This is a genomic window from Pseudomonas mendocina, assembly GCF_900636545.1.
Lineage (GTDB): Bacteria > Pseudomonadota > Gammaproteobacteria > Pseudomonadales > Pseudomonadaceae > Aquipseudomonas > Aquipseudomonas mendocina.
Map to the genome: position 1 here is coordinate 839881 of NZ_LR134290.1, position 22901 is coordinate 862781.

General features: G+C 63.5%; 24 protein-coding genes. 11 read left to right on the forward strand and 13 right to left on the reverse strand.

Annotated features, from left to right (window positions below; genetic code table 11):
• Positions 1 to 2: 2 nt before the first annotated feature.
• Positions 3 to 143, forward strand: coding sequence for a hypothetical protein (locus tag EL191_RS24365; protein WP_155294765.1), 141 nt, complete (start codon positions 3 to 5; stop codon positions 141 to 143).
• A gap of 85 nt (positions 144 to 228) precedes the next feature.
• On the opposite strand, the gene EL191_RS03810 is transcribed toward EL191_RS24365, so the two are convergent.
• The 7 genes from EL191_RS03810 to EL191_RS03840 form a co-directional block, all read right to left on the reverse strand.
• Positions 229 to 843 (reverse strand): LysE family transporter, encoded by a 615-nt coding sequence (locus EL191_RS03810; protein WP_017360650.1) that lies wholly within the window; start codon positions 841 to 843, stop codon positions 229 to 231.
• A gap of 525 nt (positions 844 to 1368) precedes the next feature.
• Positions 1369 to 2283 carry a glycerophosphodiester phosphodiesterase gene (locus EL191_RS03815; protein ID WP_041977158.1) on the reverse strand — a complete coding sequence of 305 codons (915 nt, stop codon included), beginning with the start codon at positions 2281 to 2283 and terminating at the stop codon, positions 1369 to 1371.
• Positions 2284 to 2477: 194 nt separating this feature from the next.
• Positions 2478 to 3050 (reverse strand): HupE/UreJ family protein, encoded by a 573-nt coding sequence (locus EL191_RS03820; RefSeq protein WP_017360652.1) that lies wholly within the window; start codon positions 3048 to 3050, stop codon positions 2478 to 2480.
• 20 nt (positions 3051 to 3070) lie between these two features.
• Positions 3071 to 3685, reverse strand: coding sequence for an urease accessory protein UreG (ureG, locus tag EL191_RS03825; protein WP_013713893.1), 615 nt, complete (start codon positions 3683 to 3685; stop codon positions 3071 to 3073).
• Positions 3686 to 3701: 16 nt separating this feature from the next.
• Entirely contained in the window at positions 3702 to 4376 is a 675-nt protein-coding gene (locus tag EL191_RS03830) for an urease accessory protein UreF (protein ID WP_013713894.1), read from the reverse strand.
• Positions 4377 to 4410: 34 nt separating this feature from the next.
• A complete protein-coding gene (gene ureE, locus EL191_RS03835) occupies positions 4411 to 4911 on the reverse strand; it encodes an urease accessory protein UreE (RefSeq protein ID WP_017360653.1) in 501 nt (166 codons plus the stop codon).
• A gap of 163 nt (positions 4912 to 5074) precedes the next feature.
• Positions 5075 to 5710 (reverse strand): TetR family transcriptional regulator, encoded by a 636-nt coding sequence (locus EL191_RS03840; RefSeq protein WP_013713896.1) that lies wholly within the window; start codon positions 5708 to 5710, stop codon positions 5075 to 5077.
• Between the two features lie 148 nt (positions 5711 to 5858).
• Between EL191_RS03840 and EL191_RS03845 the strand changes: the two genes are divergently transcribed.
• Together EL191_RS03845 and EL191_RS03850 are read left to right on the forward strand one after the other, a co-directional pair.
• On the forward strand, positions 5859 to 6944 hold the full coding sequence (locus EL191_RS03845; RefSeq protein ID WP_041976615.1) for a ferredoxin reductase: 1086 nt from the start codon (positions 5859 to 5861) through the stop codon (positions 6942 to 6944).
• Positions 6941 to 8023 (forward strand): fatty acid desaturase family protein, encoded by a 1083-nt coding sequence (locus EL191_RS03850; protein WP_041976617.1) that lies wholly within the window; start codon positions 6941 to 6943, stop codon positions 8021 to 8023. The genes EL191_RS03845 and EL191_RS03850 overlap by 4 nt, the downstream gene beginning before the upstream one ends.
• Positions 8024 to 8096: 73 nt before the next feature.
• Here EL191_RS03850 and EL191_RS03855 read toward each other — a convergent pair whose 3' ends face one another.
• On the reverse strand, positions 8097 to 8528 hold the full coding sequence (locus EL191_RS03855) for a hypothetical protein (protein ID WP_041976619.1): 432 nt from the start codon (positions 8526 to 8528) through the stop codon (positions 8097 to 8099).
• A 273-nt stretch (positions 8529 to 8801) separates the two neighbouring features.
• Between EL191_RS03855 and EL191_RS03860 the strand changes: the two genes are divergently transcribed.
• The 8 genes from EL191_RS03860 (at position 8802) to EL191_RS03895 (ending at position 18198) form a co-directional block, all read left to right on the forward strand.
• The gene (locus tag EL191_RS03860) at positions 8802 to 9701 is read left to right on the forward strand and encodes an AEC family transporter (protein WP_041976621.1); all 900 of its coding nucleotides are present in this window, start codon (positions 8802 to 8804) and stop codon (positions 9699 to 9701) included.
• A gap of 92 nt (positions 9702 to 9793) precedes the next feature.
• Positions 9794 to 10741 (forward strand): alpha/beta fold hydrolase, encoded by a 948-nt coding sequence (locus EL191_RS03865; protein ID WP_041976623.1) that lies wholly within the window; start codon positions 9794 to 9796, stop codon positions 10739 to 10741.
• Positions 10742 to 10899: 158 nt separating this feature from the next.
• Positions 10900 to 11406 (forward strand): TRAP transporter small permease subunit, encoded by a 507-nt coding sequence (locus EL191_RS03870; protein WP_013713902.1) that lies wholly within the window; start codon positions 10900 to 10902, stop codon positions 11404 to 11406.
• Positions 11406 to 12731: a TRAP transporter large permease gene (locus tag EL191_RS03875; RefSeq protein WP_041976625.1), complete on the forward strand. Its 1326-nt coding sequence runs from the start codon at positions 11406 to 11408 to the stop codon at positions 12729 to 12731. Before EL191_RS03870 ends, EL191_RS03875 begins: the two co-directional genes overlap by 1 nt.
• A gap of 134 nt (positions 12732 to 12865) precedes the next feature.
• Positions 12866 to 13903: a TRAP transporter substrate-binding protein gene (locus EL191_RS03880; protein WP_013713904.1), complete on the forward strand. Its 1038-nt coding sequence runs from the start codon at positions 12866 to 12868 to the stop codon at positions 13901 to 13903.
• Positions 13904 to 14160: 257 nt separating this feature from the next.
• Positions 14161 to 15534: a glutamine synthetase family protein gene (locus EL191_RS03885; RefSeq protein ID WP_041976627.1), complete on the forward strand. Its 1374-nt coding sequence runs from the start codon at positions 14161 to 14163 to the stop codon at positions 15532 to 15534.
• A gap of 95 nt (positions 15535 to 15629) precedes the next feature.
• Complete coding sequence (locus EL191_RS03890; protein WP_041976629.1) at positions 15630 to 17018, forward strand: aldehyde dehydrogenase family protein; 1389 nt, start codon at positions 15630 to 15632, stop codon at positions 17016 to 17018.
• 10 nt (positions 17019 to 17028) lie between these two features.
• Positions 17029 to 18198, forward strand: coding sequence for an iron-containing alcohol dehydrogenase (locus EL191_RS03895; protein WP_041976631.1), 1170 nt, complete (start codon positions 17029 to 17031; stop codon positions 18196 to 18198).
• A gap of 135 nt (positions 18199 to 18333) precedes the next feature.
• Here the strand turns inward: EL191_RS03895 and EL191_RS03900 are convergent, their stop codons facing one another.
• The 5 genes from EL191_RS03900 to EL191_RS03920 all read right to left on the reverse strand — a co-directional run bounded on the left by EL191_RS03900 (position 18334) and on the right by EL191_RS03920 (position 22758).
• Positions 18334 to 18867, reverse strand: a complete 534-nt coding sequence (locus tag EL191_RS03900; RefSeq protein ID WP_013713908.1) for a hypothetical protein — start codon at positions 18865 to 18867, stop codon at positions 18334 to 18336.
• 176 nt (positions 18868 to 19043) lie between these two features.
• Entirely contained in the window at positions 19044 to 20309 is a 1266-nt protein-coding gene (locus EL191_RS03905; protein ID WP_041976634.1) for an Hsp70 family protein, read from the reverse strand.
• 64 nt (positions 20310 to 20373) lie between these two features.
• A complete protein-coding gene (locus tag EL191_RS03910) occupies positions 20374 to 21348 on the reverse strand; it encodes a lysylphosphatidylglycerol synthase transmembrane domain-containing protein (RefSeq protein WP_017360665.1) in 975 nt (324 codons plus the stop codon).
• A 210-nt stretch (positions 21349 to 21558) separates the two neighbouring features.
• A complete protein-coding gene (locus tag EL191_RS03915) occupies positions 21559 to 21996 on the reverse strand; it encodes a YqaA family protein (protein ID WP_013713911.1) in 438 nt (145 codons plus the stop codon).
• A gap of 33 nt (positions 21997 to 22029) precedes the next feature.
• Complete coding sequence (locus EL191_RS03920; RefSeq protein WP_017360666.1) at positions 22030 to 22758, reverse strand: VC0807 family protein; 729 nt, start codon at positions 22756 to 22758, stop codon at positions 22030 to 22032.
• Positions 22759 to 22901: the final 143 nt, after the last annotated feature.

Consider the following 22901-nt stretch of genomic DNA (forward strand, 5'->3'; position numbering starts at 1 on the left):
CCTTGGCTGAATACGCCAAGGGTAACCAGTCGCTACACAGCTACCAAGTGTCAGTGCCGCGTATCAATGCCGCAGGTAGCGCAGGCGTAGCTGGCGAGCAGTTGCTTGAGCAGGTCGTTGAGGTGCATGGCGCGGCTTCCTGACGCGGGGGACATGTCGTTCAGGCTAGTCCCGGTTTTGGCGCCATGCCCTTAGATTGTTTCGATGGTGGCGATAGCTGCGAGTCGATCAGACCAGCTCCAGTGCACTCATGCCGGCCAGACCGAGCAGTACCACGCCGCAGGCCGCGTAGGTCAGGCGGTGCCAGATCAACGATGCGGCGCGGCGGAACCAGTCCACCAGGCCGGCGCAGATAAAACACCAGAGCAGCGATGAGACCATGAAACCGGCGAAGAAAACCGCCAGGTGGGTCGGTGTCGGCTGAGCGACGCCGATGGCCGCCATCGCGCCACCCATGGCCGCCCAGTAGACGATGTTCTGCGGGTTGGTCAGTGACAACGCGGCACCCGCAGCGAAGGCGCTGCCAGCAGCGACCTGGCCGTCGTCGTTTGGTTGCGGCGGGCGGTGGGCGTCGCGCAAGGACTGGTAGCCGAGCCAGGCCAGATAGAGGGCGCTGGCCAAGGTCAGTGGGTAACGGATCTGCGCGCTGTCGAGCAATAGCGCCAGGCCGGTCAGACCAAGGGCCGCCCAGGTGGCATCGCCCACCAGAGAGCCGATCTGCACCAGCAGTGCCGGCTTGTAGCCGTCGCGCAGGCCGCGACGCAGGGTTTCACTGAACACCGCTCCCGGTGCGGCGTTGAAGACGAAGCCGAGCAGCATGGCGGCGAGGAAGAAACTGAACATGAAGCATCCTTACTAGGCAGGAAACGAAGGCTACTCCCACAAGCAGACAGCATGCCAGGAGATGAAAATAAAGTTTTCCACGCAGGCTGTTGAAAGAGTTGTGGATAAGCTGGTGGTTCATGCCTGCAGCACTTGAAACATGCTGTTTTCACTGTGCTGGTGAAGATTTGAGCAGCCGGTATTTTCCTTTGTGCACAGGGACTTGACATATTCTGCTGGTGTCATCGGCGGGTGTTGGGCTTGTCCACGATAGTTGTGGGTGACGTTGTTGATAACTTCTGTACCTCTTGCTTAAACCCAGGCATTACGCGTATTTCAGCGCTTAGTATGTTTTCTGATCACTGGCCGACGGGGGCCGATCCGGATATGAAGAGCGCCATTTTGTCCAGGGCCTCTCCGTACCATAGAGGGTCGTGTATTGGTTATCCCCGGAATCTGTTGATCGGTCTGTGGATAAGCTGGTGATGAGTCGTCCGATGGCCCGTATCTGCTTGGCGCCAGGCGAGCGTCGAAGTTTTCGTCAGTCTAGTCAGCGGGCAGCGCGCCTAGCTGGGTGGAGCGCCCGAGTAGCTGCAAGGCACGGTCCGGGTAATCAGTGATCAGACCGTTGGTGCCCATTTCCAGCAGCCTGCGCATCTCGGGCTGCTCGTTGATGGTCCACAGGTGCACCTGCAAGCCACGGCTCTGAGCATTGCGGATCAGCCGTGGCGTGGCCAGGGTCAGGCCGCTGTGCTGCGGCGGCAGTTGCAGCACCGGGTAGGAGGGCGACAGTAGGTCGCTCAGGCCCAGCCAGTTCAGCCCCAGCAGCAGGCGTACCGACACCGGGCCGCCGGCCGTCGCTACCTCCGGGCAGAGCTGGCGAAAACGCTGCAGGCTTCGCTCATGGAAACTGCCGACGATGACGCGATCGAGCTGGTCATAGGCCGCAAGCATTTCACACAGCACAGCCTCTATGCCAACATCCGGAACCTTGATTTCCACAGCCTTGGGGATTAGCGGAAAGCGCTCGAGCACTTCTTCCAGTGCGGCAATACGGGTGCCCTGGCCACGGTATGGATAGCTCTGGCCGCCATCGGCGGTCCATTTGTAACCGGCATCCAGCGCTTGCAGCTCTGCGAGATTGAAGTGCGCGACCGGGCCCTGGCCATTGGTGGTCCGTTCCAGGGTGTCATCGTGGATGACCACCAGCCGGGCGTCGCGGCTCAGGTGCAGGTCCATCTCCAGCATGTCGACGCCGAGGGCGGTGGCCCGTTCGAAGGCGAAAAGGGTGTTCTCAGGCCACAGACCCGCACCGCCGCGATGGGCAATGACCAGCGGGCGCTGGCCCAGGTCTTCGAGTACTGCTGGCGTAGTCGCCGGCTTACTGGTCAGCGCCAGTATTAGAGCGACGACACCGGTCAGCAGCAGCGGGACGAGCAGAAATCGGGTGAGGCGCAGCATGGGCAGGGTCTCGAAACCGATTCGGGACTTTGTGCCCCAGCCCAGCGGCATTGGCAAGCGTTGCGGCTGAAGGGGGAGGGCACGACGCGCCCAGCGCAGTATTGGCGGGGGCGCTTCGGCGTCGGTGCGCATGGCGCACCCTACGGGGGGAGGGCGCTACGCGCACCACGGCAGCCGCTATCGGCTGCGGCTCTTCAGCTAGCCAGCAACCAGACACCGGTCGCTGCCGAGGCTGCACCGGCGATACGCACCAGCGGTGCCGCCGCTTGCGGCAGGAAGCGCACCAGGGCAAAGCCGATGGCGTGCAGCGCCGCGGTGGCGACGACGAAGCCGATGGCATAACCGAAGGGGCTGGCCAGATCAGGCAACTCCAGGCCGTGTGCGACACCGTGGGTCAGGGCGAAGAGGGCGGTCAGCGCCATGGACACCGCTACCGGCAGGCGTGCTGCCACGGCCACCAGCAGGCCGAAGGCCAGAACCGAGCCGGCGATACCGGTTTCCATCAGCGGGATTTCCACGCCGGCGAAGCCGAGAAGGCCGCCAATCAACATGGTGCCGACGAAGGTCACTGGCAGCGCCCAGCGCGCCGCGCCGCTCTGTTGCGCGGCCCACAGGCCGACGGCGAACATCGCCAGCAGATGATCCAGGCCGAATACCGGGTGGGCCAGGCCGGCCACCAGTCCGGAGTCGCCATGGCCTGGGTGAGCGAAGGCCAGTGCCGGGGTGCAGAACAGGGCGATGGCGTAGAAAGTTTTGCGCAGATTCATGAGGTTCTCCTTGAGTGGAATCAGGCCGCCGTAAGCATGCCCTGGCGTTCGATGAAGGCGATGATCTCGTCGAGACCCTGGCCGACTTTCTGGTTGCTGAAGACGAAGGGTTTGTCGCCGCGCATCTTCAGAGTGTCGCGCTCCATCACCTCCAGCGAGGCGCCGACCATGGGCGCGAGGTCGACCTTGTTGATCACCAGCAGGTCGGATTTGCAGATGCCCGGGCCGCCCTTGCGTGGCAGCTTGTCGCCGGCCGAAACGTCGATCACGTACAGGGTCAGGTCGGACAGCTCCGGGCTGAAGGTCGCGGACAGGTTGTCGCCACCGGATTCGACGATGATCAGATCCAGTCCCGGAAAGCGCCGGTTGAGCTGCTCCACGGCCTCCAGGTTGATCGAGGCGTCCTCGCGAATCGCGGTATGCGGGCAGCCGCCGGTTTCCACGCCGATGATGCGCTCGGGCTCCAGGGCCTCGTTGCGCACCAGGAACTGGGCGTCTTCCTGGGTGTAGATGTCGTTGGTGACCACGGCGATGTTGTAGCGCTCGCGCAGGGCGCGGCACAGGGCCAGGGTGAGGGCAGTCTTGCCGGAACCGACCGGGCCGCCGATGCCGACACGCAGGGGTTGGCTGTTCATGGGTTGTTGTTCCTCGTCAGGAGCGGAAGAGACGCGAGTACTGGCGCTCGTGCGCCATGCTCGTCAGGGCCAGGCCAAAAGCGGCGCTGCCCCAGTGTTCGGGGGAAAGACAGGCGGCCTGGCGCTGCGCGTCATCGAGCTGCGGCAGCAGGCGGCTGGTCAGGCGCTGGGCAGCCTGCTGGCCCAGCGGCAACACCTTCATCAGCACGGCGAGCTGGTTTTCCAGCCAGCCCCAGAGCCAGGCAGCCAGAGCGTCATCCGGGGTGATCTGCCAGGCGCGTGCGGCCAGTGCCCAGGCCAGTGCCAGGCCGGGCTCGTCCTGGGCTGCAAGTGCTTCACGCGCTGCCTCGTCCAGTTCGGGCAGGCCTTCGAGCAGTTGCCGCAGCGAATAACCCATCTGCCGGCTCTCCAGGGCCAGCTCGCGGGTTTCGCGGCTGGCGCGGTGTTGTTCGGCCAGTTGCTGCAGGCGCGGCCAGTCGCCCTCGTCTGCGGCGCGGCAGTGAGCCAGCAGCAGCGGCGCTTCGAAGCGGGCGAGGTTGAGCGTCAGTTGATCGGCCAGCCAGCGCTCGGCGCTTGCGGCATCCGTGATCAGGCCGCTGTCGATGGCCCATTCCAGGCCTTGCGAGTAGCTGTAGCCGCCAATCGGCAACTGCGGACTGGCCAGGCGCAACAATGCCCAGGCCGGTTTCATGGCGTTGCCTTTGCCAGGTTCGATGGGGGCAGCGTCACTTGCGTACCCCGAACTGGTGCAGGCGCGGGCCGTAGTTGAACTCCTCGTCGCCGTGATGGGAATGGTGATGGCCGCCGCCGTAGGCGCCCTGCTCGGGCTGATAGGGGGCTTCGACGGCTTCGACCGTGGCACCGAGCTGTTCGAGCATGGCCTTGAGCACGTAGTCGTCAGGCAGGCGCAGCCAGCCGTTACCCAGTTGCAGGGCGACATGACGGTTGCCCAGGTGGTAGGCGGCGCGCATCAGCTCGAAGGGGCTGGCGCAGGTCACGTGCAGCAGCGGTTCGGCCTTGGCCCGTATCTTGACGATGCGCCCGTCCTTGGCCAGCAGGCACTCACCATCGGCCAGTGCCGGTTGGCCGCGTTCGAGGAACAGGCCTACTTCTTCACCGTTAGTGGTAAAGCAGCGCAGACGGCTCTTGCTGCGAGCTTCGAAGGTTAGTTCCAGTTCGGCGTGGCAGGCGCTCTGCGGCGCGATTCGGGAGTGGATCACCAGCATGCGTATCTATTCCGGGGCAATGTGCCCGGAAATAGTGCAAGTGGCTTGCCAAGGCTGAAGAGTGGCGCAAGGCGGGGCGTTCAAGCCTGTTGTGGATAACTTGGCGAGGCGGTCAGGATTGATTTGGTGCGTTTTCGTTTAAGGTGTGCGTTTTTGGTGCGCGCTAGTCTGAAGGCTTGCCCAGGCCCAACCAGTGCTTGCCGCCGACCATGATGAAGCGTAGTTGCTGGATGACCTTGGCTTCTGCGGTCAGATGGGCGGGGAGGGTCTCTGCGGGTGGGTCGATCAGCTCGGGCAGGGTAGCGAACACGGTCTTGACCACCAGGTCCGAGACCACGTCGAGCGCTGCATCGTCGAGGTGCGGCATGCGGTTCATCAGCTTGAGGTCGGCGGCCAGGTCGCTGGTGATGCGCTCGCGCAGGGCCGCAATGGCCTGGCGCACGGGGCGCGAGCCGCCGTATTGCTCGCGTGCGAGGAAGAGGAACTGACCGTGGTTGGCGGCCACTTCGGCAAGAAAGATGCGCACCGATGCGTCAATCATGCCGCGCATTTCGAACTCGTGGCGGCGCACCTGGCGGATCGCCGCGCGGAAGGTCTCGCCGACTTCCGCCACCAGCGCCAGGCCGAGTTCGTCCATGTCGGCGAAATGGCGATAGAAACCGGTGGGCACGATGCCGGCGACACGCGTCACCTCACGCAAACTCAGGCTGCCAAAACCGCGGCCGCTTTCCATCAGCGTGAGGGCGGCAGCCATCAGGGCTTGGCGGGTCTGCTGCTTTTGTTCGGCACGTGGCGTCATGCGAGATCGTGGTCGTTGAGCGATGCCGCACTCTAACAAATGCGCGGCGCCAGCGTCGAACCGAGCCGACATCGTTCGGTGAACAACTGTTGACTGAAAATCGTGCTTTCTGTCAGTCTTGTGCACAAGTGTTCACTGGATTTATTGAATGGCTTTACTTTCCCTTTCTGGGGCGCGCTGGGTTGCAGGTTGTCTGCGGCCGCTACGTAGGCTTTGTGACGGTGGTTGGCTGCGTGAGGCGGATGTCGATCTATGCCTGCGCCAGTTGCACCCGACGCTGCGCCTCAATCGTGTGTTCGCGCAGGTCGAGGCGCGTCGTTGGGTGGCTGAAGACATGCTGGCGCTGGAGTTGCGTTGCAATGGCAATGCGCAGAACTGGCGGGCCGGGCAGCATGTCCAGCTGTATCTGGAGCAGAACGGGGTTCGCCACGGACGCAGTTACAGCCTGACGTCGGTGGCAGCCGACGGGCGCATCGAGATCGCGATCAAACGCCAGCCGGATGGGCGCCTGTCCAATCTGCTGCTCGACCACCTCGCGGTCGGTCAGGTGATCGAACTGGGCCAGGCATTCGGCGAATTCACCTGGCCGCAGGAGCAAGGGGCTGTGCTGCTCATGGCAGCAGGCAGCGGCATCACGCCATTGTTCGGCCTGCTGCGTGACGCTCTGGCGCGTGGCTTCACTGCACCGGTGACACTGCTGCATCAGGTGCGCCGTCAGGGGCAACAGGCCTTTGCCGAAGAGCTGCAGGCATTGGCGGCACGTCATGCCAACTTCCAGGTGCACTGGCTTTTCAGTGGCGAGGGTGATCGCCTGTCCGCCGAACGGCTGGCTGCGTTGCCGGGCGATCATCTGCGGGTCTGTGGTCCGCGTGGTTTCGTCGAGCAGGCATGTGGCTGGTGGCATGACGCCGGACGCGGGAGCAGCCTGCAATCGGAAAGCTTCAGTCCGCTTCCGATGCTGGCCGAAACGGCGGCTGGCGAAGTCCGCTTGAGCTTCGCCCGGAGTCGGCAGCGGGTTTCCGGCAGCAGCAATGCAAGTCTGCTGGAGCAGGCCGAAGCTGCCGGGCTGCGTCCGGCTCATGGCTGTCGCCAGGGCATCTGCACCAGTTGTACCTGTTTGCTGCTGGCCGGCTCGGTGCGCGATCTGCGCAGCGGTGAGCTGTTCGCCGAACCCAATCAACCCATTCGCTTGTGTGTCAGTGCCCCGCATGGGGATGTGGAGATCGACCTGTGACTGCCCGCCTTGATCGAGAACTGAGTCCCGCCGAACTCGAGGCGTTCGGCCAAGAGCTGGATGCCTTGCGCCAGCGCACGCTGGCCGACCTAGGCGAAAGCGATGCCCGCTATATCCGTCGGGTACGCAGTGCCGTACGTTTCTGTTGTTGGAGCGGCCGCGCGCTGCTGATGTTCGGTTGGTTCCCGCCGACCTGGCTGCTCGGCACATTCTTGCTGGGCCTGGGCAAGATCCTCGAGAACATGGAACTGGGCCACAACGTCATGCACGGCCAGTACGACTGGATGAACGACCCGGAGTTTGCCGGGCGTCAGTACGAGTGGGACATCGTCGGGCCGGCCGATTTCTGGCGGCATACGCATAACCACGTGCATCACACCTACACCAACGTGCTGGGCATGGATGATGACGTCGGCTACGGTGTGGTGCGCCTGTTCCCCGAGCAGCGCTGGAAGCCGTTCTATCGCTGGCAGCCGCTGTGGGTGACGATCCAGGCGCTTTTGTTCCAGTACGCCGTGGCCATCCAGCACCTGCGCCTGGACAAGCTGGTCAAGGGGCGTATCAGCAAGGACGAAGTGAAGCCGCTGGCCCGTCAGTTCAGCGCCAAGCTGGCGCGGCAGTGGGCCAAGGATTATCTGGCGTTTCCGCTGCTGGCCTTGCTGCTCGGTGCCAATGCGTTGGCTGTACTTTCCGGCAACCTGGTGGCCAATCTGCTGCGCAACCTGTGGACGTTCCTAGTGATCTTCTGCGGCCACTTCACCGAGAAGGCAGCGGTGTTCGTGCCGGAAGTACTGGAAGGGGAGACACGCGGGCACTGGTACCTGCGCCAGTTGCGTGGCTCGAGCAACCTGTCCGGCGGGCCGTTGCTACATATCCTCACCGGCAACCTCAGCCATCAGATCGAGCATCACCTGTTCCCGGATCTGCCTGCGCGGCGCTATGCCGAGCTGGCGCGGGAGGTGTGCCTGATCGCCGAACGTTACGGCCAGCACTACAACAGCGGGACCCTGTGGGGGCAGTTCGCGACCGTTCTGCGGCGCATCTGGATCTACCGTTTGCCCACTGCCGGGGTGGCGTGAGTGAGTCGGTTGAGCCAGCCACGGGCATGAAAAAGCCCGGCTTGGGCCGGGCTTGTGGGTGTTGCAACAGCACTCAAACCGTACGGCCGCGCTGCTCGATCAGACGATCGGAGCCGCCTTCGACCAACTGAACACGTTGGGCACCCGGGGTGCGCTCATAGCCACCTTCGGCCAACTGCACGCGCTGAGCACCGGGGGTACGTTCGTAGCCGCCTTCGGCCAGTTGAACACGCTGGGCACCCGGAGTGCGCTCATAGCCGCCTTCAGCCAGCTGAACGCGCTGTGCACCCGGCGTACGCTCATAACCACCTTCTACCAGCTGAATGCGCTGGGCACCGGGGGTGCGGTCGTGGCCGTCTTCGGCCAGCGGGGCGACGGGTTGCTGTTGGACCTGGCTGTCCTTGGTTTCACCCACCAGAGGGAAGGGGGCGCTGCTAGGGGCGGCGAATACACTGGTGGTCATCAGGCTCAGGGCCAGGGCTGCAAGGCTAAGTTGAGTTTTCATGTCGTTCTCTCCGTTGGGGAGTAATAAGTGGCTTCGGAGCCAATTCTTGAGGACATGAGCGAAGATAAGAACTTGACTGACCTGATAGTGAACATCGATCCCCTCAATACTTGATCGGGGCGCTCTATCTCGGTACTTCTGGCTGAGTGTCAAGCCTGGCGGCGGATGTTTCGCAAGGCGTCGCGCTGAGCGTTCGGCACGCGTATGCTTGGCGGCCCTCGCGGGTCGAGCTCGATCCGTCCTCTTCAGCAGTCCCAGGAGGCCGCTTCAGCCATGCTCGCCGCACAGGCCATTTTGCCGATCTTCGCTCTGATCGTTCTCGGCTATCTGCTCGGCTGGCGCCAGTGGCTCACCACCGAGTCGGCGGCCGGTCTGGCCAACATCACCTTCAAGCTGTTCATGCCGACGCTGCTGTTCGCCGGTATCGCCAAGGCATCGCTTGCCGATGGCCTGTCGCCTGTGTTGCTGCTGGCGTACTACCTGCCCGTACTGCTGGTGTTCGCGCTGGTCAATGCGCTTGCGCACTGGCGCCGTGGTACGGCGACGCCGCTGGGGCTGGTGGCGGCGTTCTCCAACAACGTACTGGTCGGCATCCCGCTGATCGCCAGCCTGATGGGTAATGACGGCCTGCTCTATGTCTTCGCCATTCTGGTGTTTCACAGCCTCACGCTATTTTCCCTGCACAGCTTTTACGCCGCCTTTGGCAGCCAGGAGCGCGTCGACGGCCGTGCACTTCTGAAGAACCTGGCCAACCCGATGATCATCGGTCTGGGATTGGGGGCGCTGCTCAACCTGTCCGGACTGCAGGTGCCGGAAAGCCTGTGGCGGGCAGTCACCTGGCTGGGCCAGGCTGCGTTGCCCTGCGCGCTGATCGTGCTCGGCGCCAGCCTGTCGCGCTATCGTTTGCGTCCTACCGGTGAAGCCTGGGGTGTGGCGTTGGCCAAACTGCTGCTGTTCCCGGCACTGGTCTGGTGGCTCAGCGGCCAGCTTCCCGGTCTCAACGAGACCGCGCGTAGCGTGCTGGTGTTGCTCGCTGCCTGCCCCAGCGGGGTCAACGTGATGGCGTTTGCCCGCACGGCCGAAGACAGCCGTAGCGTCAGCGCGGCGATTTCCCTGTCCACGCTATTGGCGGCGATTTCCCTGCCGTTGTGGATGCTGCTCGTAGGGTTCTGACTGGCCTGCCCGGCGATTCCCTCTTCCGGGCGATAGGCGTGTTCGCAGTGGCCAGCTAGCATCGCGCTTCCGCTCTGTTCAGGACTGCCCAGATGAAACGCCTCGCCCATGTGATGCTCGGCCTGTTGCTGGTATCCGGGCTGACTCTCGCCGCTTTCGTCGCCCTCAACTGGGCGCCGGACCGTCCTCTGGACGAGCTCAAGGCCCGCTGGGCGCCACCGCCGTCGCAGTTCGTCGACGTCGGTGGAATGTCGGTGCACCTTCGTGATCAGGGGCGACGCGATGACCCCGAGCCGATCCTGCTGCTGCACGGCACGTCGGCCAGCCTGCACACCTGGGAAGGCTGGGTGAAGGAACTGGCCCCACGGCGCCGGGTGATCAGCGTGGATCTGCCCGGCTTCGGCCTCACCGGGCCATTCGCCGATGGCGATTACCACGTCGAGTACTACACGGCGTTTCTCCTCGCCCTGCTCGATCATCTACGGATGAACCGTGTCGTGCTGGTCGGCAACAGTTTCGGTGGTCAGTTGGCCTGGCGCTTTGCTCTGGCCCATCCCGAACGTAGCGCACGTCTGGTGCTGGTGGACGCGGCCGGCTATCCGCGCAACGCCGAGTCTGTACCGATAGGCTTTCGCCTGGCAGGCATCCCGGCCTTGGCGCCGCTGATGAGCCGCTTGTTGCCGCGGAGCATGATCGAGTCGAGCGTGCGCAACGTTTATGGCGATCCGGACAAAGTCGACGATGAACTGGTCGAGCGCTACTACCAACTGACGTTGCGCGAGGGGAACCGCCAGGCCTTGCGCCAGCGCTTCGCTCAGGCCCTCAGCGGCGAGCTGCACGAGCGTATCGGCGAACTGCAATTGCCTACGTTGATCATCTGGGGCGCGCGTGACCGGCTGATTCCACCGGACAATGCCGAGCGCTTCGCCGCTGACATCGAGGGCAGCCAACTGGTGCTGTTCGATGACCTTGGCCATGTGCCCCAAGAAGAGGACGCACAGCGCACCGTTGCAGTGCTGGTTGCCTTTCTGCTGCGCTGAGGCTCTAGCACGGCGCTTTCCAAGTGCTTGATTTTGTTCGATGAAAGGCTTGCCGTTAATGGCTGGCGCGTTTCCTGCTATGGCTCGGCGGGGCAGTTGGCTTTGGCGAATCTTCGTCTAGGCTGACGGGATAACGAACAAAAACAGCAGGAAACTGCATGCGCAAGGGCATTAGAGCTTTCGTCCGGGTCGTGGACGCATTCAACCTGAGGGTCGGGCGTTTCGCCATGTACCTGATCTTCGCCATGCTGGCGGTGCTGTTGTATTCCTCGATCAGCAAGACCTTCTTCACGCCATCGATCTGGACCCTGGAAAGCGCCCAGTTCCTCATGGTCGCCTATTTCCTGCTCGGCGGTGCCTACTCGATGCAGCTCGACGCCCATGTGCGCATGGACCTGGCCTACAGCAACTGGTCGCCGCGCACCCGGGCGCTGGTCGATGCGATCACCGTGTTCATGCTGATCTTCTACCTGGTGATGCTGCTGATCGGCGGCATTTCCTCCACCGACTACGCCATCGAATACAAGGAAACCAGCTACTCGGCCTGGTCGCCCTACATGGCGCCGATCAAGGTCATCATGTGCTTCGGCATCGCGCTGATGCTGTTGCAGGCCATCGCCACCTTCTTCAAGGATGTTTACGCCGCCCGTGGGGAGACGCTGTGATGAGCTATGAGCTGATCGCGTTGCTGATGTTCTCCTCGATGATGTTGTTGTTGCTCACCGGCAAGCGGGTGTTCGGTGCCATCGGTTTCGTCGCGGCGGCTGCCGCCCTGCTGCTATGGGGCGACGGCGGTTCGGAGATGGCCTTCAGTGCAGCCATGAAGCTGATGAAGTGGTACCCGCTGCTGACCCTGCCGATGTTCGTGTTTATGGGGTACATGCTCTCCGAGTCGGGTATTGCCGAAGACCTCTACAAGATGTTCCACGTCTGGATGGGGCCACTGCCGGGCGGTCTGGCCATCGGCACCATCTTCCTCATGGTGGCGATCTCGGCGATGAACGGCCTGAGCGTGGCGGGCATGGCCATTGGCGCCAGCATCGCCTTGCCCGAACTGCTCAGGCGTGGCTACGACAAGATCATGATTACCGGGGTGATCCAGGCCGGGAGTTCGCTCGGTATTCTGATCCCGCCCAGCGTGGTACTGGTGCTCTACGGCATGATCGCGCGCCAGCCGGTGGGCCAGCTGTGGCTGGCCGGGGCGATTCCGGGCCTGATGATGGCCGGCATGTTCATGCTCTACATCGCCATTCGCTGCCGCCTGCAGCCGCAGCTCGGCCCGGCCCTCTCAAAGGCCGAGCGCGAGCAGATCAGCATGCAGGAGAAGCTGCGCCTGCTCAGCGCCGGGCTGGTACCGGTGTTCATCTTCCTGTCGATGACCGGGCTGTTCCTGATGGGCTACACCAGCCTGGTGGAAAGCTCGGCGGTCGGTGCAGCCGCCGCGACCCTGGCGGCGCTGTTCAAGGGGCGCCTGAGTGGCAAGGTGATGGAGGAGACACTGCGTAAGACGCTCGCCATCAGCTGCATGTTCATGTGGATCATCCTTGCAGCCCTGTGCTTCGGTGCGGTGTTCGACGGTCTCGGCGCGGTCCGCGCCATCGAGAACTTCTTCGTCGACAGTTTGCATCTGGGCCCCTGGCAGATCCTCATCCTGATGCAGATCTCGTTCATCGTGATGGGCATGTTCCTTGATGACACCGCCATGCTGGTGATCGTCGCGCCGCTCTACATCCCGTTGGTCGGCGCCCTGGGCTTCGATCTGGTCTGGTACGGCGTGCTCTACACCATCACCTGCCAGATCGCCTACATGACCCCGCCGTTCGGCTACAACCTGTTCCTCATGCGGGCCATGGCACCGCATGAGGTGTCCCTGCGCGATATCTACGTCTCGGTCGTCCCCTTCGTCATCATCATGGTCCTGGCGCTGACCCTGGTCATGGTCTTCCCGCAGCTGGCGCTGTGGTTGCCGCAACTGCACTACGGCGGCTGATCAATGGAAATCGGCGCGCCCTGCGCGCCAGCAGTCGAGCCGGCGCCTGCCGGTCACTGGCAAGGCTGTCGCGATGCCGCGGCGGCAACAAGCGGTTGTATTGCATCTGCATCGACACTATCGGAGAGACCAGCATGAGTACTAGACGCGATTTCCTGAAAACCGCCGCGGTCGGCACCGCCGCCCTCGGCTCGGCGCATATCTATGCTGCCGAACCGAAGAAGATTACCTGGCGCCTGCAGACCTACGCCGGCGCGGCGCTGGCCGAGCACGTGATCAAACCCTCGATCGACGCCTTCAACAAGGCGGCCAACGGCCAGATGGAGATCAAGCTGTACTTCGCCGATCAACTGGTGCCCACCGGCGAGCTGTTTCGTGCCATGCAGCGTGGCACCATCGACGCGGTGCAGAGCGACGACGACTCGATTGCCGCACCGGTGGACGTCTCGGTGTTCGGTGGCTACTTCCCCTTCGCCACCCGTTACAGTCTCGACGTGCCGGTCCTGTTCGAACAGTACGGGCTCAACGAGATCTGGGCCGAGGCCTATGGCGAGGTCAAGGGTGTGACCTGGCTCGGCGCCGGTGCCTGGGACCCTTGCCACTTCGCCACCGTGCAGCCAATCAGAAAGCTCGATGACCTCAAGGGCAAACGCATCTTCACTTTCCCTACCGCCGGCAAGTTCCTTTCGCGCTTCGGCGTGATTCCGGTGACCCTGCCCTGGGAAGACGTCGAGGTGGCGATCCAGACCGGCGAGCTGGACGGTATCGCCTGGTCTGGCATTACCGAGGACTACACCGTCGGCTGGGCCAACGTCACCAAGTATTTCCTGACCAACAACATCTCCGGTGCCTGGTGCGGCTCCTACTTCGCCAACTCGGAAAAATGGGCCGAGGTGCCGGAGCATCTCAAGACCCTGTTCAAGCTGTGCATGGACAGCTCCAACTACTACCGCCAGCACTGGTACTGGGGCGGCGAGGCGCAGCTGCGTGTCGAGGGCGGCAAGCTGGAGCTGACCTCCATTCCCGCCGAAGAGTGGGCCACGGTTGAAGCCGAGGCGCAGAAATTCTGGGACGAAATCGCCAAGACCAGCCCGCGCTGCGCCAAGGTGGTGGACATCTTCAAGAAGTACAACGCGCTGATGGCCAAGGCCGGTTCGCCCTATCGCGGTTGATGTCATTTGAGTGAGCCAGAGCGCCCGTACCGAGCGGTACGGGCGCGGTTCCATCCAGCGCGGCATCGCTCCAGTCAGATTTTTCCCTGCGTGTGCCTGCCATCCCGGCAATCCTGTACCACACTCTATGAGCCTGAAACGGACGCTATACCAAGCGTCGTGCTGCGCTCGTGCGTTATCGGCCTTGCCTGGCCGCTCATCGATGCCCAGCCCTGCGCTTGACCCGCTTGCCATAACAACAAGACACAGGGGTTAGCATGTTCAAACCACGGGATGTAAAGACCCTGGACGATGCGCGGCGCATCGTCGAGGAGCGTGGCCTTAGCCACGTGAAAGTCGGTCTGTTCGATAACGATGGGGTGATGCGCGGCAAGTACATGAGCCGCAGCAAGTTCTTCTCCGCTCTCGAGCACGGCTTCGCCTTCTGCGATGTGGTGCTCGGTTGGGACGTCAAGGATCAGCTCTACGACAATACCCAATACACCGGCTGGCATAGCGGCTACCCGGACGCGCCGGTGCGTATCCTGCCGCACACCTGCCGCGAGATTCCCTTCGAGAACGGCATGTTGCTGTTTCTCGCCGAGTTCGACCAGCAGGCCGAGGCGGTGTGCCCGCGCGGCACGCTGCGCCGGGTGATCCAGCGCTGCCAGGACATGGGCTTCGAGCCCTATGCGGCGCTGGAGTACGAGTTCTTCATGTTCGATGAAACCCCGGACTCTGCGCGGGCCAAAGGCTTTCGCGATCTCAAGCCGTTCACCCCGGACTGGTTCGGTTATTCGATGATCCGCAACTCGGTGCATGCCGAGCTCTATCACCAGATTCTCGAAATGGGCGAGGCGATGGACTTTCCCATCGAAGGCCTGCACACCGAGACCGGCCCGGGCGTGCTCGAGGCAGCCATCGCCTACGACCATGCCGAGGCGGCGGCGGACAAGGGCGCGTTGTTCAAGACCTTCATGAAGGTACTGGCTCAGCGCAACGGGCTGATGGCCACCTTCATGGCCAAGTGGTCGGGCAAGTACCCAGGACAGAGCGGCCACATCCATGTGTCGTTGCGTGATCGCAAGACGGACAAGTCTGCGTTCTACGACCCCAGCCAGGCGCACAACATGAGCAAGCTGCAGCGGCATTTTCTCGCCGGGCAGCAGCGTCTGATGCCGCAGTTCCTGTGCATGGTGGCGCCGACTCTGAATAGCTACCGGCGCTTGATCCCCGGCTTCTGGGCGCCTACCGACGCCACCTGGGGGGTGGAGAACCGCACCGCAGCGCTGCGGGTGATTCCCGGCAGCGACAAGTCGCAGCGCCAGGAATACCGCCTTGGCGCTGCCGACGGTAATCCCTTTCTGGCCCTGTCGGTAGCTATCGGCTCGGGGCTGTACGGGATCATGCAGGAGTGGGAGCCGACCGAGCCGGTCAGTGGCAACGCCTATGCGGTCAAGCACCCCGAGGAGTTGGCGCTGCCGCGTACGCTGTGGGACGCCGCGCAGCGCCTCAAGGATTCGCTGGCAGCGCGCGAGCTGTTCGGCGATGCCTTCGTCGAGCACTTCGCCGCCAGCCGCGAGTGGGAAGAGCGTGAGTACCGCCGCCATGTCAGCGATTGGGAGCTGGATCGCTACTTCGAAATCATCTGATTCCACCGTCCGTAGCCCGGATGCAATCCGGGGCGGTTTCGTCGAGTGCCCCGGATCGCATTCGGGCTACGCGGGCAAGATTTCTGGAGCACCTTATGAGCAAACTGCAATGCATTTCCCCCATCGACGGCTCGGTCTACGTCGAGCGTCATCTGGCTTCCAATCCTGAAGTACTGGTGGCGCTGGCCAAGGCCGAGCTGGCGCAGCAGGCCTGGAAGCAGACGCCGCTGCGCGAACGTATCGCCATCGGCCGGCGCGCCATCGAAGCCTTCGCTGCACGTGAGGCGCAACTGGCCGAAGAGCTGTGCTGGATGATGGGCCGGCCAATCCGTTACGCCGCTGGCGAGATCCGTGGCTTCGTCGAGCGTGCCAGCCATATGGCCGATATCGCCGAGGGCTCGCTGGCCGACATCCGCCTGCCGGAAAAGGCCGGCTTCACCCGTTTCATTCGCCGTGAGCCATTGGGCCTGGCGTTGATCATCGCACCCTGGAACTACCCCTATCTGACCGCCGTCAATGCGGTGATGCCGGCGCTGTTGGCGGGCAATGTGGTGTTGCTCAAGCACTCGGCGCAGACGCCGCTGTGCGCCGAACGCATGGTCGGGGCCTTCGCCGAAGCTGGTCTGCCCGAAGGCGTATTCCAGTACCTGCACCTGAGCCATGGCGAGACCGAAGCCTTGATTCGCTCACCAAGCATCGACCATGTCGCTTTTACCGGTTCGGTGCCCGGTGGCGCCATGGTCGAGCGTGCGGCGGCCGGGCGTTTCATCAGCGTCGGGCTGGAGCTGGGCGGCAAGGACCCGGCTTACGTCCGCGCCGATGCCGATCTGCAGCACGCGGTGGAAACCGCCATCGACGGCGCCTTTTTCAATTCCGGGCAATCCTGCTGCGGCGTCGAGCGTATCTACGTGCACGAGTCATTGTTCGATGAGTTCGTCGAGCGCGCGGTGGCGTTGGTGCGCCAATACAAACTGGGGCGTTCGGACGACCCGCAGACCACCCTCGGCCCGCTGGTGCGCAGCGACGCCGCCGACTTCGTCCGCGCACAGATCGCCGAGGCGGTCGCGCAGGGCGCCAGAGCGCATATCGACCCGGCCGAGTTTCCATTAGACGCGCCAGGCACGCCCTACCTGGCGCCGCAGGTGCTGACCAACGTCAACCATGAAATGCGCGTGATGACCGAGGAATCCTTCGGCCCCGTGGTGGGCATTCAGAAGGTTGCCGACGACGAGGAAGCGCTGGCGCTGATGAACGACAGCGAGTTCGGCCTGACCGCAGCCATCTTCAGTCGCGATGTCGACGCCGCCATGGCTTTGGCTGATCGGGTCGAGGCCGGCACGGTGTTCCTCAACCGCTGCGATTACCTCGATCCCGGCCTGGCCTGGACCGGGGTGAAGTACTCGGGGCGCGGCTGCACCCTCTCAAGGGTCGGCTACGAGCAACTGACCCGGCCGAAATCCTTCCACTTCAAGACTCAGCTGTGAGGCGCGCGCCATGATTCTCGATCAGTACCGCATGAACTGGAACTACCCGACCTCGATGCGCGTTGGCGTTGGGCGCATTGCCGAGTTGGCCGAGGCCTGCAGTCAACTGGGTATGCGCGCGCCGCTGCTGTGCACCGATCCCGGCCTGGCTGCGTTACCGATGATCGACGCGGCGTTGCGTCAGTGCCGCGATGCCGGATTGAAGGCTGGGCTGTTCTCGGCGATCAAGGGCAACCCCACCGGCAGCAACGTGATGGACGGTGTCGCTGCATTTAAGACAGGCGGACATGACGGGGTGATCGCCTTCGGCGGCGGCTCGGCGCTGGATGCCGGCAAGGCCATCGCCCTGATGGTCGGCCAGGATCGGCCGTTGTGGGATTTCGAGGACATCGGCGACAACGCCAGTCGGGTCAATGTAGCCGGTATGGCACCGGTGGTGGCGGTGCCGACCACGGCCGGCACCGGCTCGGAAGTCGGTCGCGCCTCGGTGATCACCGACGACACGGCGCATATCAAACGCATCATCTTCCACGCGCGGATGCTGCCGGCGCTGGTGATTCTCGACCCCGAGCTGACCGTCGGCCTGCCGGCGAAAATCACCGCCGCCACCGGCATGGACGCGCTGTCGCACAGCCTGGAGGCCTTCTGCTCGCCGCTGTTTCACCCCATGGCCGAGGGCATCGCCCTGGAGGGCATGCGTCTGGTGCAGCAGTACCTGCCGCGTGCAGTGGCGCAGGGTGGTGATGTCGAGGCGCGGCTGCAGATGCTGGTGGCCTCGAGCATGGGTGCCACCGCCTTCCAGCGTGGCCTGGGGGCGATGCATGCGCTGGCGCATCCGCTGGGTGCCCTGTATGACGCCCATCATGGCTTGCTCAATGCGGTGCTGATGCCGTACGTGCTGGTGGCTAACCGTGGCGCCATCGAGCCGCAGATGGAGAAGATGGCGCGCTACCTGGCGCTGCCGGGCGGCGGCTTCGAGGCGGTGCTGGAGTGGGTGCTGGCGCTGCGCAGCGAGGTGGGCATCCCCCACAGCCTGGGTGAGATCGGCATCGACGATGCGCGCATCGAACAGGTCGGGCGCATGGCCGAGGTCGACCCCTCTGCCGGTACCAACCCCATCGGCTTCAGCGCCGTGCAATACAGCGCATTGTTCGAGAAAGCCGTGCGCGGGACATTGTAGCCCGACCCTCTCCCCCCAGCCCGCTCTCCCGCAAGCGGGAGAGGGGAGCAGTGCAGCAAGCGTCTGATACTGGCGGCGGATGGCTCCCTCTCCCATTTATGGGAGAGGGCTTGGGGAGAGAGGAAAATCTGTGGTTTATTCCCCGGCCTGAGCCGCCTGCAAAGCCTCCAGCGCCGGCGCGGCGTAGATGCCCACTTCCACCGCCAGCTCCATTACCCGCGGCAGGTCGCTGGCGTACACCAGCACGGCCTGCAGCTCGTCATCCAGTGGCTCGCTGAAATCCACCAGCACGTAGCCGCCGGTTTCCGGTGACAGTGCCGAGAGCTGCACCTGGATACGGTTGAGCGCCTTGAGCGGCTCGGTCTTGGCCAGTTGCTTGGCCTTGAGTACGAACTGCACCTGCGGGCCGAAGGATTCGGTGATGCGCTGGAACAGCTCCTCGTAGCTGTCGGCCTGGAACAGCACTGTATCCGGCAGGCTGCCGACCACCACCCATTCGCCCAGCGGGATGGGGAATTCGTCGTCGTAGTTGACGTCCGGGTTGGCGGCGAGGAACGCGGCCGGGTCGGCGTAGGCCTGCGTGGCCTCGTCAGCGATACGGGCGATCTCGTCCTCGGGCAGGCAGCCGGAGCTTATCTTGGCGATCAGTTCTTCCAGCTGGGCTTTCATCTCGCTATTCCTCGGTCATTCAGTTGGGCGGCAAGCATAACTCAGAGCCTGTTGTGCGATGCACGGGAGAACAGGTCGGGCTTCTGGCCTGTATCAATTCCTGTAGGAGGGGCTTTAGCCGCGAGTGGTCTGTGCGGGAGTCCAGCGTCGCGGCTAAAGCCCCTCCCACAAAAAAATTAGCCGTAGCGCTTCTTGGCTTCGATGGCCAGGCCACTACCAATGCTGCCGAAGGTGTTGCCTTCCACGCTACGCGCTTTGGGCAGCATCGCCGCCACGCTCTGGCGCAGCGCCGGCACGCCGCTGGAACCGCCGGTGAAAAACAGCGTATCGACCTGATCAGCGGCGATGTCGGCATCGGCTAGCAACTGCGTGAGGCTGGCGCGGATACGTTCGAGCAGCGGCTCGATGGCGTTCTCGAACAAGGGGCGGGTCAGTTCTGCGAGCAGGCCCGGTTCGATGCGTGACAGGTCGATGGGACGTGCATCCTGTTCGCTCAGGGCGATCTTGCTCTCCTCGACCTGCATTGCCAGCCAGTGCCCGGCGCGTTGCTCGATCAGGCCGAACAGGCGATCGATGCCGGTGGCGTCGACGATGTCGTAGCGCATGTTCTGCAGGGCCAGCTGGGTCTTCTGCGCGTACAGCGCATTGATGGTGTGCCAGGTGGCCAGGTTGAGGTGGTAGCTGGTGGGCATGAAGGCGTCGCTCTTCATCCGGCTGCCGTAGCCGAACAGCGGCATCACCCCGGACAGCGACAGCTGCTTGTCGAAGTCGGTACCGCCGATGTGCACGCCGCCGGTGGCGAGAATGTCCTGCTGACGTTCGGCCAGGTGGTGGCGCTCGGGCGCCAGGCGCACCAGGGAGAAGTCCGAGGTACCGCCGCCGATGTCGACGATCAGCACCAGCTCCTCGCGATCTAGGCTCGACTCGTAGTCGAAGGCTGCGGCGATGGGCTCGTACTGGAAGGACACCTCCTTGAAACCGAGTTTGTGCGCCACGGCCACCAGGGTGTTCTGCGCCTCCTGGTCAGCGACCGGGTCGTCGTCGACGAAGAACACCGGGCGGCCCAATACCACTTCTTCGAAGGGTCGCTCAGCCTGGGCTTCGGCGCGTTTTTTCAGCTCACCGATGAAGAAACCGAGCAGGTCCTTGAATGGCAGGGCGCTGCCCAGCACGGTGGTTTCGCTCTTCAGCAGCTTGGAGCCCAGCAGGCTCTTGAGCGAGCGCATCAGGCGGCCTTCGTAGCCTTCCAGGTATTCGTGCAGGGCCAGGCGACCGTAGACCGGGCGACGTTCCTCGGTGTTGAAGAAGATCACCGAGGGCAGTGTGATCTTGCCGTCTTCCAAGGGCAGCAGGCTGTCCTGGCCGGGGCGCAGCCAGCCGACGGTGGAGTTGGAGGTGCCGAAGTCGATGCCGCAGGCGCGGGCGGGCGTAGAGAAGGACATGGAAACGCAGGGCCGCAAAAAATGGCCGCGTATTCTATGTCAGCGTCGCGCTGACGGCGAGTCGTCAGGACGGCAGGTTGCTGCCACGCTGTCTTTCCTTCCACTGGCTCCATTCGAAGCCCAGCACCACCAGCAGCGACAAGGCAAAGGGCAGCAGCAGGTAGAACACGCGGAACACGATCAGCGCGGCCAGTACGTCGGCGGCAGGAATTTCCGGCAGGGCGGCGAGGAAGGTCACTTCCAGTACGCCCAGGCCACCCGGCGCATGGGACAACAGCGCCAGGGAGAAGGAGGCGAGAAACACGCCGAGCACTACCAGATAGCCGGGGTGATTGTCCGCTGGCAGGGCGAAGTAGATGATCGCCGCGGCGCAGAGCAGCTCCAGCGGGCCGGCCAGCAGTTGACGGCTGACAATCGGCAGACGTGGATATTCCACATGCAGCTTGCCCAGAGTCCAGGGTTTGAACTGCAGCCAGGAGCCCAGTACGTAGAGGCCGACCACACTCAGCAGCACGCCGCCGATGACCATCGAGACCAACGGGGTGATGTTGGCGACCCTGTGGATCAGGTCGGGCTGGGCGATCAGTACGCAGCCGCTGGCGAGCAGCGTGCCGAGGGCGAAGGTGAAAGAGCAGAAGACGATGAGAATGCCGATCTCTTGCGGCGTCAGGCCCTTGCTGCGATAGGCGCGATAACGCACGACGGCCCCGGAAAATACCGAGGCGCCGATATTGTGAGCCAGGGCGTAGGTGGTGAAGGAGCACAGGGTGATGAAGCGCCAGGGAATCTTCTTGCCGAGATGAGCGACGGCGATGCGGTCGTACCAGGCCAGGGCCCAATAGGCGCCGAGGGTAGCCGCTGCGGCAAGCAGCCAGTTCATGTGGGAGATCGCTTCGATGCTGCCCTTGATCTCGTCGAGGGAGATATTGCGCAGCTCGCGGTAGAGCAGAAAGCCAGACAGCACCACGGCACTGAGCCCGATCAGCGTCCAGATCAGGTCGCTGCGCTTCAGTTTGGGTTTGGCTTCTACGACAGACACCGCTATTCCTCGTTCACCAGGCCCCGGGGTAGTGGGGCCGCATGCCTCTGTCGAGGCGGCTGTTCACCGGCTAACCGGCCATTTGCAACGGCCGTAGGCGGATCGTGCCCGCGCGGCGCGCTGCGCAGTATCAGGGAGCCGCCGCCAGTACTCAACTGGCAAGCATGCAGGCGCCCCTCAGTAGTTGTGTCAGCGATTGTCCTGATACGTTCATATCCAGGCCAGTGTCAGCGCCGCCAGCACCGCGTAGCGGCCAGCTTTGGCCAGGGTGACGATGAGCAGAAATATCCACAGGCGCTCGCGCATCACCCCGGCAACCAGCGTCAAAGGGTCGCCGATCACCGGCATCCAACTGAGCAGCAACGACCAGCGACCATAACGGGCATACCAGGCCTGCGCCTGTTGCAACCGAACCGGGCTGACGGGAAACCAGCGCCGCTCGCGGTAATGCTCGATCGAGCGCCCCAGCAGCCAGTTGACCCATGAGCCCAGCACGTTGCCCAGGGTCGCGGCAAGCAGCAGCGCCCATAGCGGATGCTGGCCGGCCAGCAACAGCGCCACCAGTACGGCCTCGGACTGCAGGGGTAACAGCGTTGCCGCGCCGAAGGCGGAAAGAAACAGAGCCGGGTAGGCGGAAAGACCGAACATGTTCAGCGCTGCCGACCCTGAGGTCGGCGCGGCTCAGTTCTGCGATTCCTGGCCGCTATTGGCCATGATCTCTTCCAAGTTCAGCCCGGTCAGGCCATGAATGGTCTTCCACAGGTAGTAGAAGATGGCCATCAGCATGATCATCGAGGGAATGGCGATCATCGGATAGCTGAGCAGGGTCATGCGCCCCAGCTCGTCGTTGAACGCCTCGGTGCCGGCCGGGCTGACCACGATCCACTTGGCCAGCACGTAGTTCATGAACGAGGAGAAGAAGAAGGTGCCGCTGAGCCAGTAGGTCGCGCGCATCAGCCGTGTTTCGAAATGCTCGACGTGGCCGCCTTGTTCCAGGCGATCATGGATCTTGTCGACGTTGAGTACGGTCTTGTTGAACAGCAGGGTGCGGATCAGCGGATAGCGGGTGCGGGTGGACACCAGCACGGCGATGCCGATCAGACCGGGAATGGCGGCCTCCTTCACCGCCAGCCATTGGGTATCCAGATGCAGCAGGCCAATCCCGCCGGTCAGCGCCACACTGATCAGGCCGAGCAGGGCGATGAAATTGAATTTGCGGTACTTGATCAGCTCGAACGCTCCCCAGCCCAAGGGGAAGGCCAGGGCCAGCAGCAACGCGCCGTCGGCGCCGAGGCGGTGTTCGCCACTGAGCTTCATCAAAATGAACGAGGGAATCAGGATGCTGATGGCCAGATCGATCAGGGGGCGGGGCTTGTGTGTCGGGGTACGGCTGTCAGTGGTGGCGGTCATGGTAACTGGAGTCTGCGTAGGAAGCCCGATGATCGCCTGCCCGGCGCGCCAGAGCTAGCCCGACTGTCGGGTTTGAATGTGAAAAAGTATGAGTCGACAGCTTGCCGACAGGAGGCGCGCGACGCAATGGCGCTGCTAAAGTG

Bases quoted from the DNA above. Each gene is read 5' to 3' on its own strand.
- EL191_RS03845 (WP_041976615.1), top strand. From the start codon at position 5,859: ATGGCTTTACTTTCCCTTTCTGGGGCGCGCTGGGTTGCAGGTTGTCTG.
- EL191_RS03815 (WP_041977158.1), bottom strand. From the start codon at position 2,283: ATGCTGCGCCTCACCCGATTTCTGCTCGTCCCGCTGCTGCTGACCGGT.
- EL191_RS03915 (WP_013713911.1), bottom strand. From the start codon at position 21,996: ATGTTCGGTCTTTCCGCCTACCCGGCTCTGTTTCTTTCCGCCTTCGGC.
- ureE (WP_017360653.1), bottom strand. From the start codon at position 4,911: ATGCTGGTGATCCACTCCCGAATCGCGCCGCAGAGCGCCTGCCACGCC.
- ureG (WP_013713893.1), bottom strand. From the start codon at position 3,685: ATGAACAGCCAACCCCTGCGTGTCGGCATCGGCGGCCCGGTCGGTTCC.
- EL191_RS03865 (WP_041976623.1), top strand. From the start codon at position 9,794: ATGAAACGCCTCGCCCATGTGATGCTCGGCCTGTTGCTGGTATCCGGG.
- EL191_RS03890 (WP_041976629.1), top strand. From the start codon at position 15,630: ATGAGCAAACTGCAATGCATTTCCCCCATCGACGGCTCGGTCTACGTC.
- EL191_RS03855 (WP_041976619.1), bottom strand. From the start codon at position 8,528: ATGAAAACTCAACTTAGCCTTGCAGCCCTGGCCCTGAGCCTGATGACC.
- EL191_RS03830 (WP_013713894.1), bottom strand. From the start codon at position 4,376: ATGAAACCGGCCTGGGCATTGTTGCGCCTGGCCAGTCCGCAGTTGCCG.
- EL191_RS03820 (WP_017360652.1), bottom strand. From the start codon at position 3,050: ATGAATCTGCGCAAAACTTTCTACGCCATCGCCCTGTTCTGCACCCCG.
- EL191_RS03870 (WP_013713902.1), top strand. From the start codon at position 10,900: ATGCGCAAGGGCATTAGAGCTTTCGTCCGGGTCGTGGACGCATTCAAC.
- EL191_RS03860 (WP_041976621.1), top strand. From the start codon at position 8,802: ATGCTCGCCGCACAGGCCATTTTGCCGATCTTCGCTCTGATCGTTCTC.
- EL191_RS03900 (WP_013713908.1), bottom strand. From the start codon at position 18,867: ATGAAAGCCCAGCTGGAAGAACTGATCGCCAAGATAAGCTCCGGCTGC.
- EL191_RS03895 (WP_041976631.1), top strand. From the start codon at position 17,029: ATGATTCTCGATCAGTACCGCATGAACTGGAACTACCCGACCTCGATG.
- EL191_RS03840 (WP_013713896.1), bottom strand. From the start codon at position 5,710: ATGACGCCACGTGCCGAACAAAAGCAGCAGACCCGCCAAGCCCTGATG.
- EL191_RS03905 (WP_041976634.1), bottom strand. From the start codon at position 20,309: ATGTCCTTCTCTACGCCCGCCCGCGCCTGCGGCATCGACTTCGGCACC.
- EL191_RS03880 (WP_013713904.1), top strand. From the start codon at position 12,866: ATGAGTACTAGACGCGATTTCCTGAAAACCGCCGCGGTCGGCACCGCC.
- EL191_RS03875 (WP_041976625.1), top strand. From the start codon at position 11,406: ATGAGCTATGAGCTGATCGCGTTGCTGATGTTCTCCTCGATGATGTTG.
- EL191_RS03810 (WP_017360650.1), bottom strand. From the start codon at position 843: ATGTTCAGTTTCTTCCTCGCCGCCATGCTGCTCGGCTTCGTCTTCAAC.
- EL191_RS03885 (WP_041976627.1), top strand. From the start codon at position 14,161: ATGTTCAAACCACGGGATGTAAAGACCCTGGACGATGCGCGGCGCATC.
- EL191_RS03920 (WP_017360666.1), bottom strand. From the start codon at position 22,758: ATGACCGCCACCACTGACAGCCGTACCCCGACACACAAGCCCCGCCCC.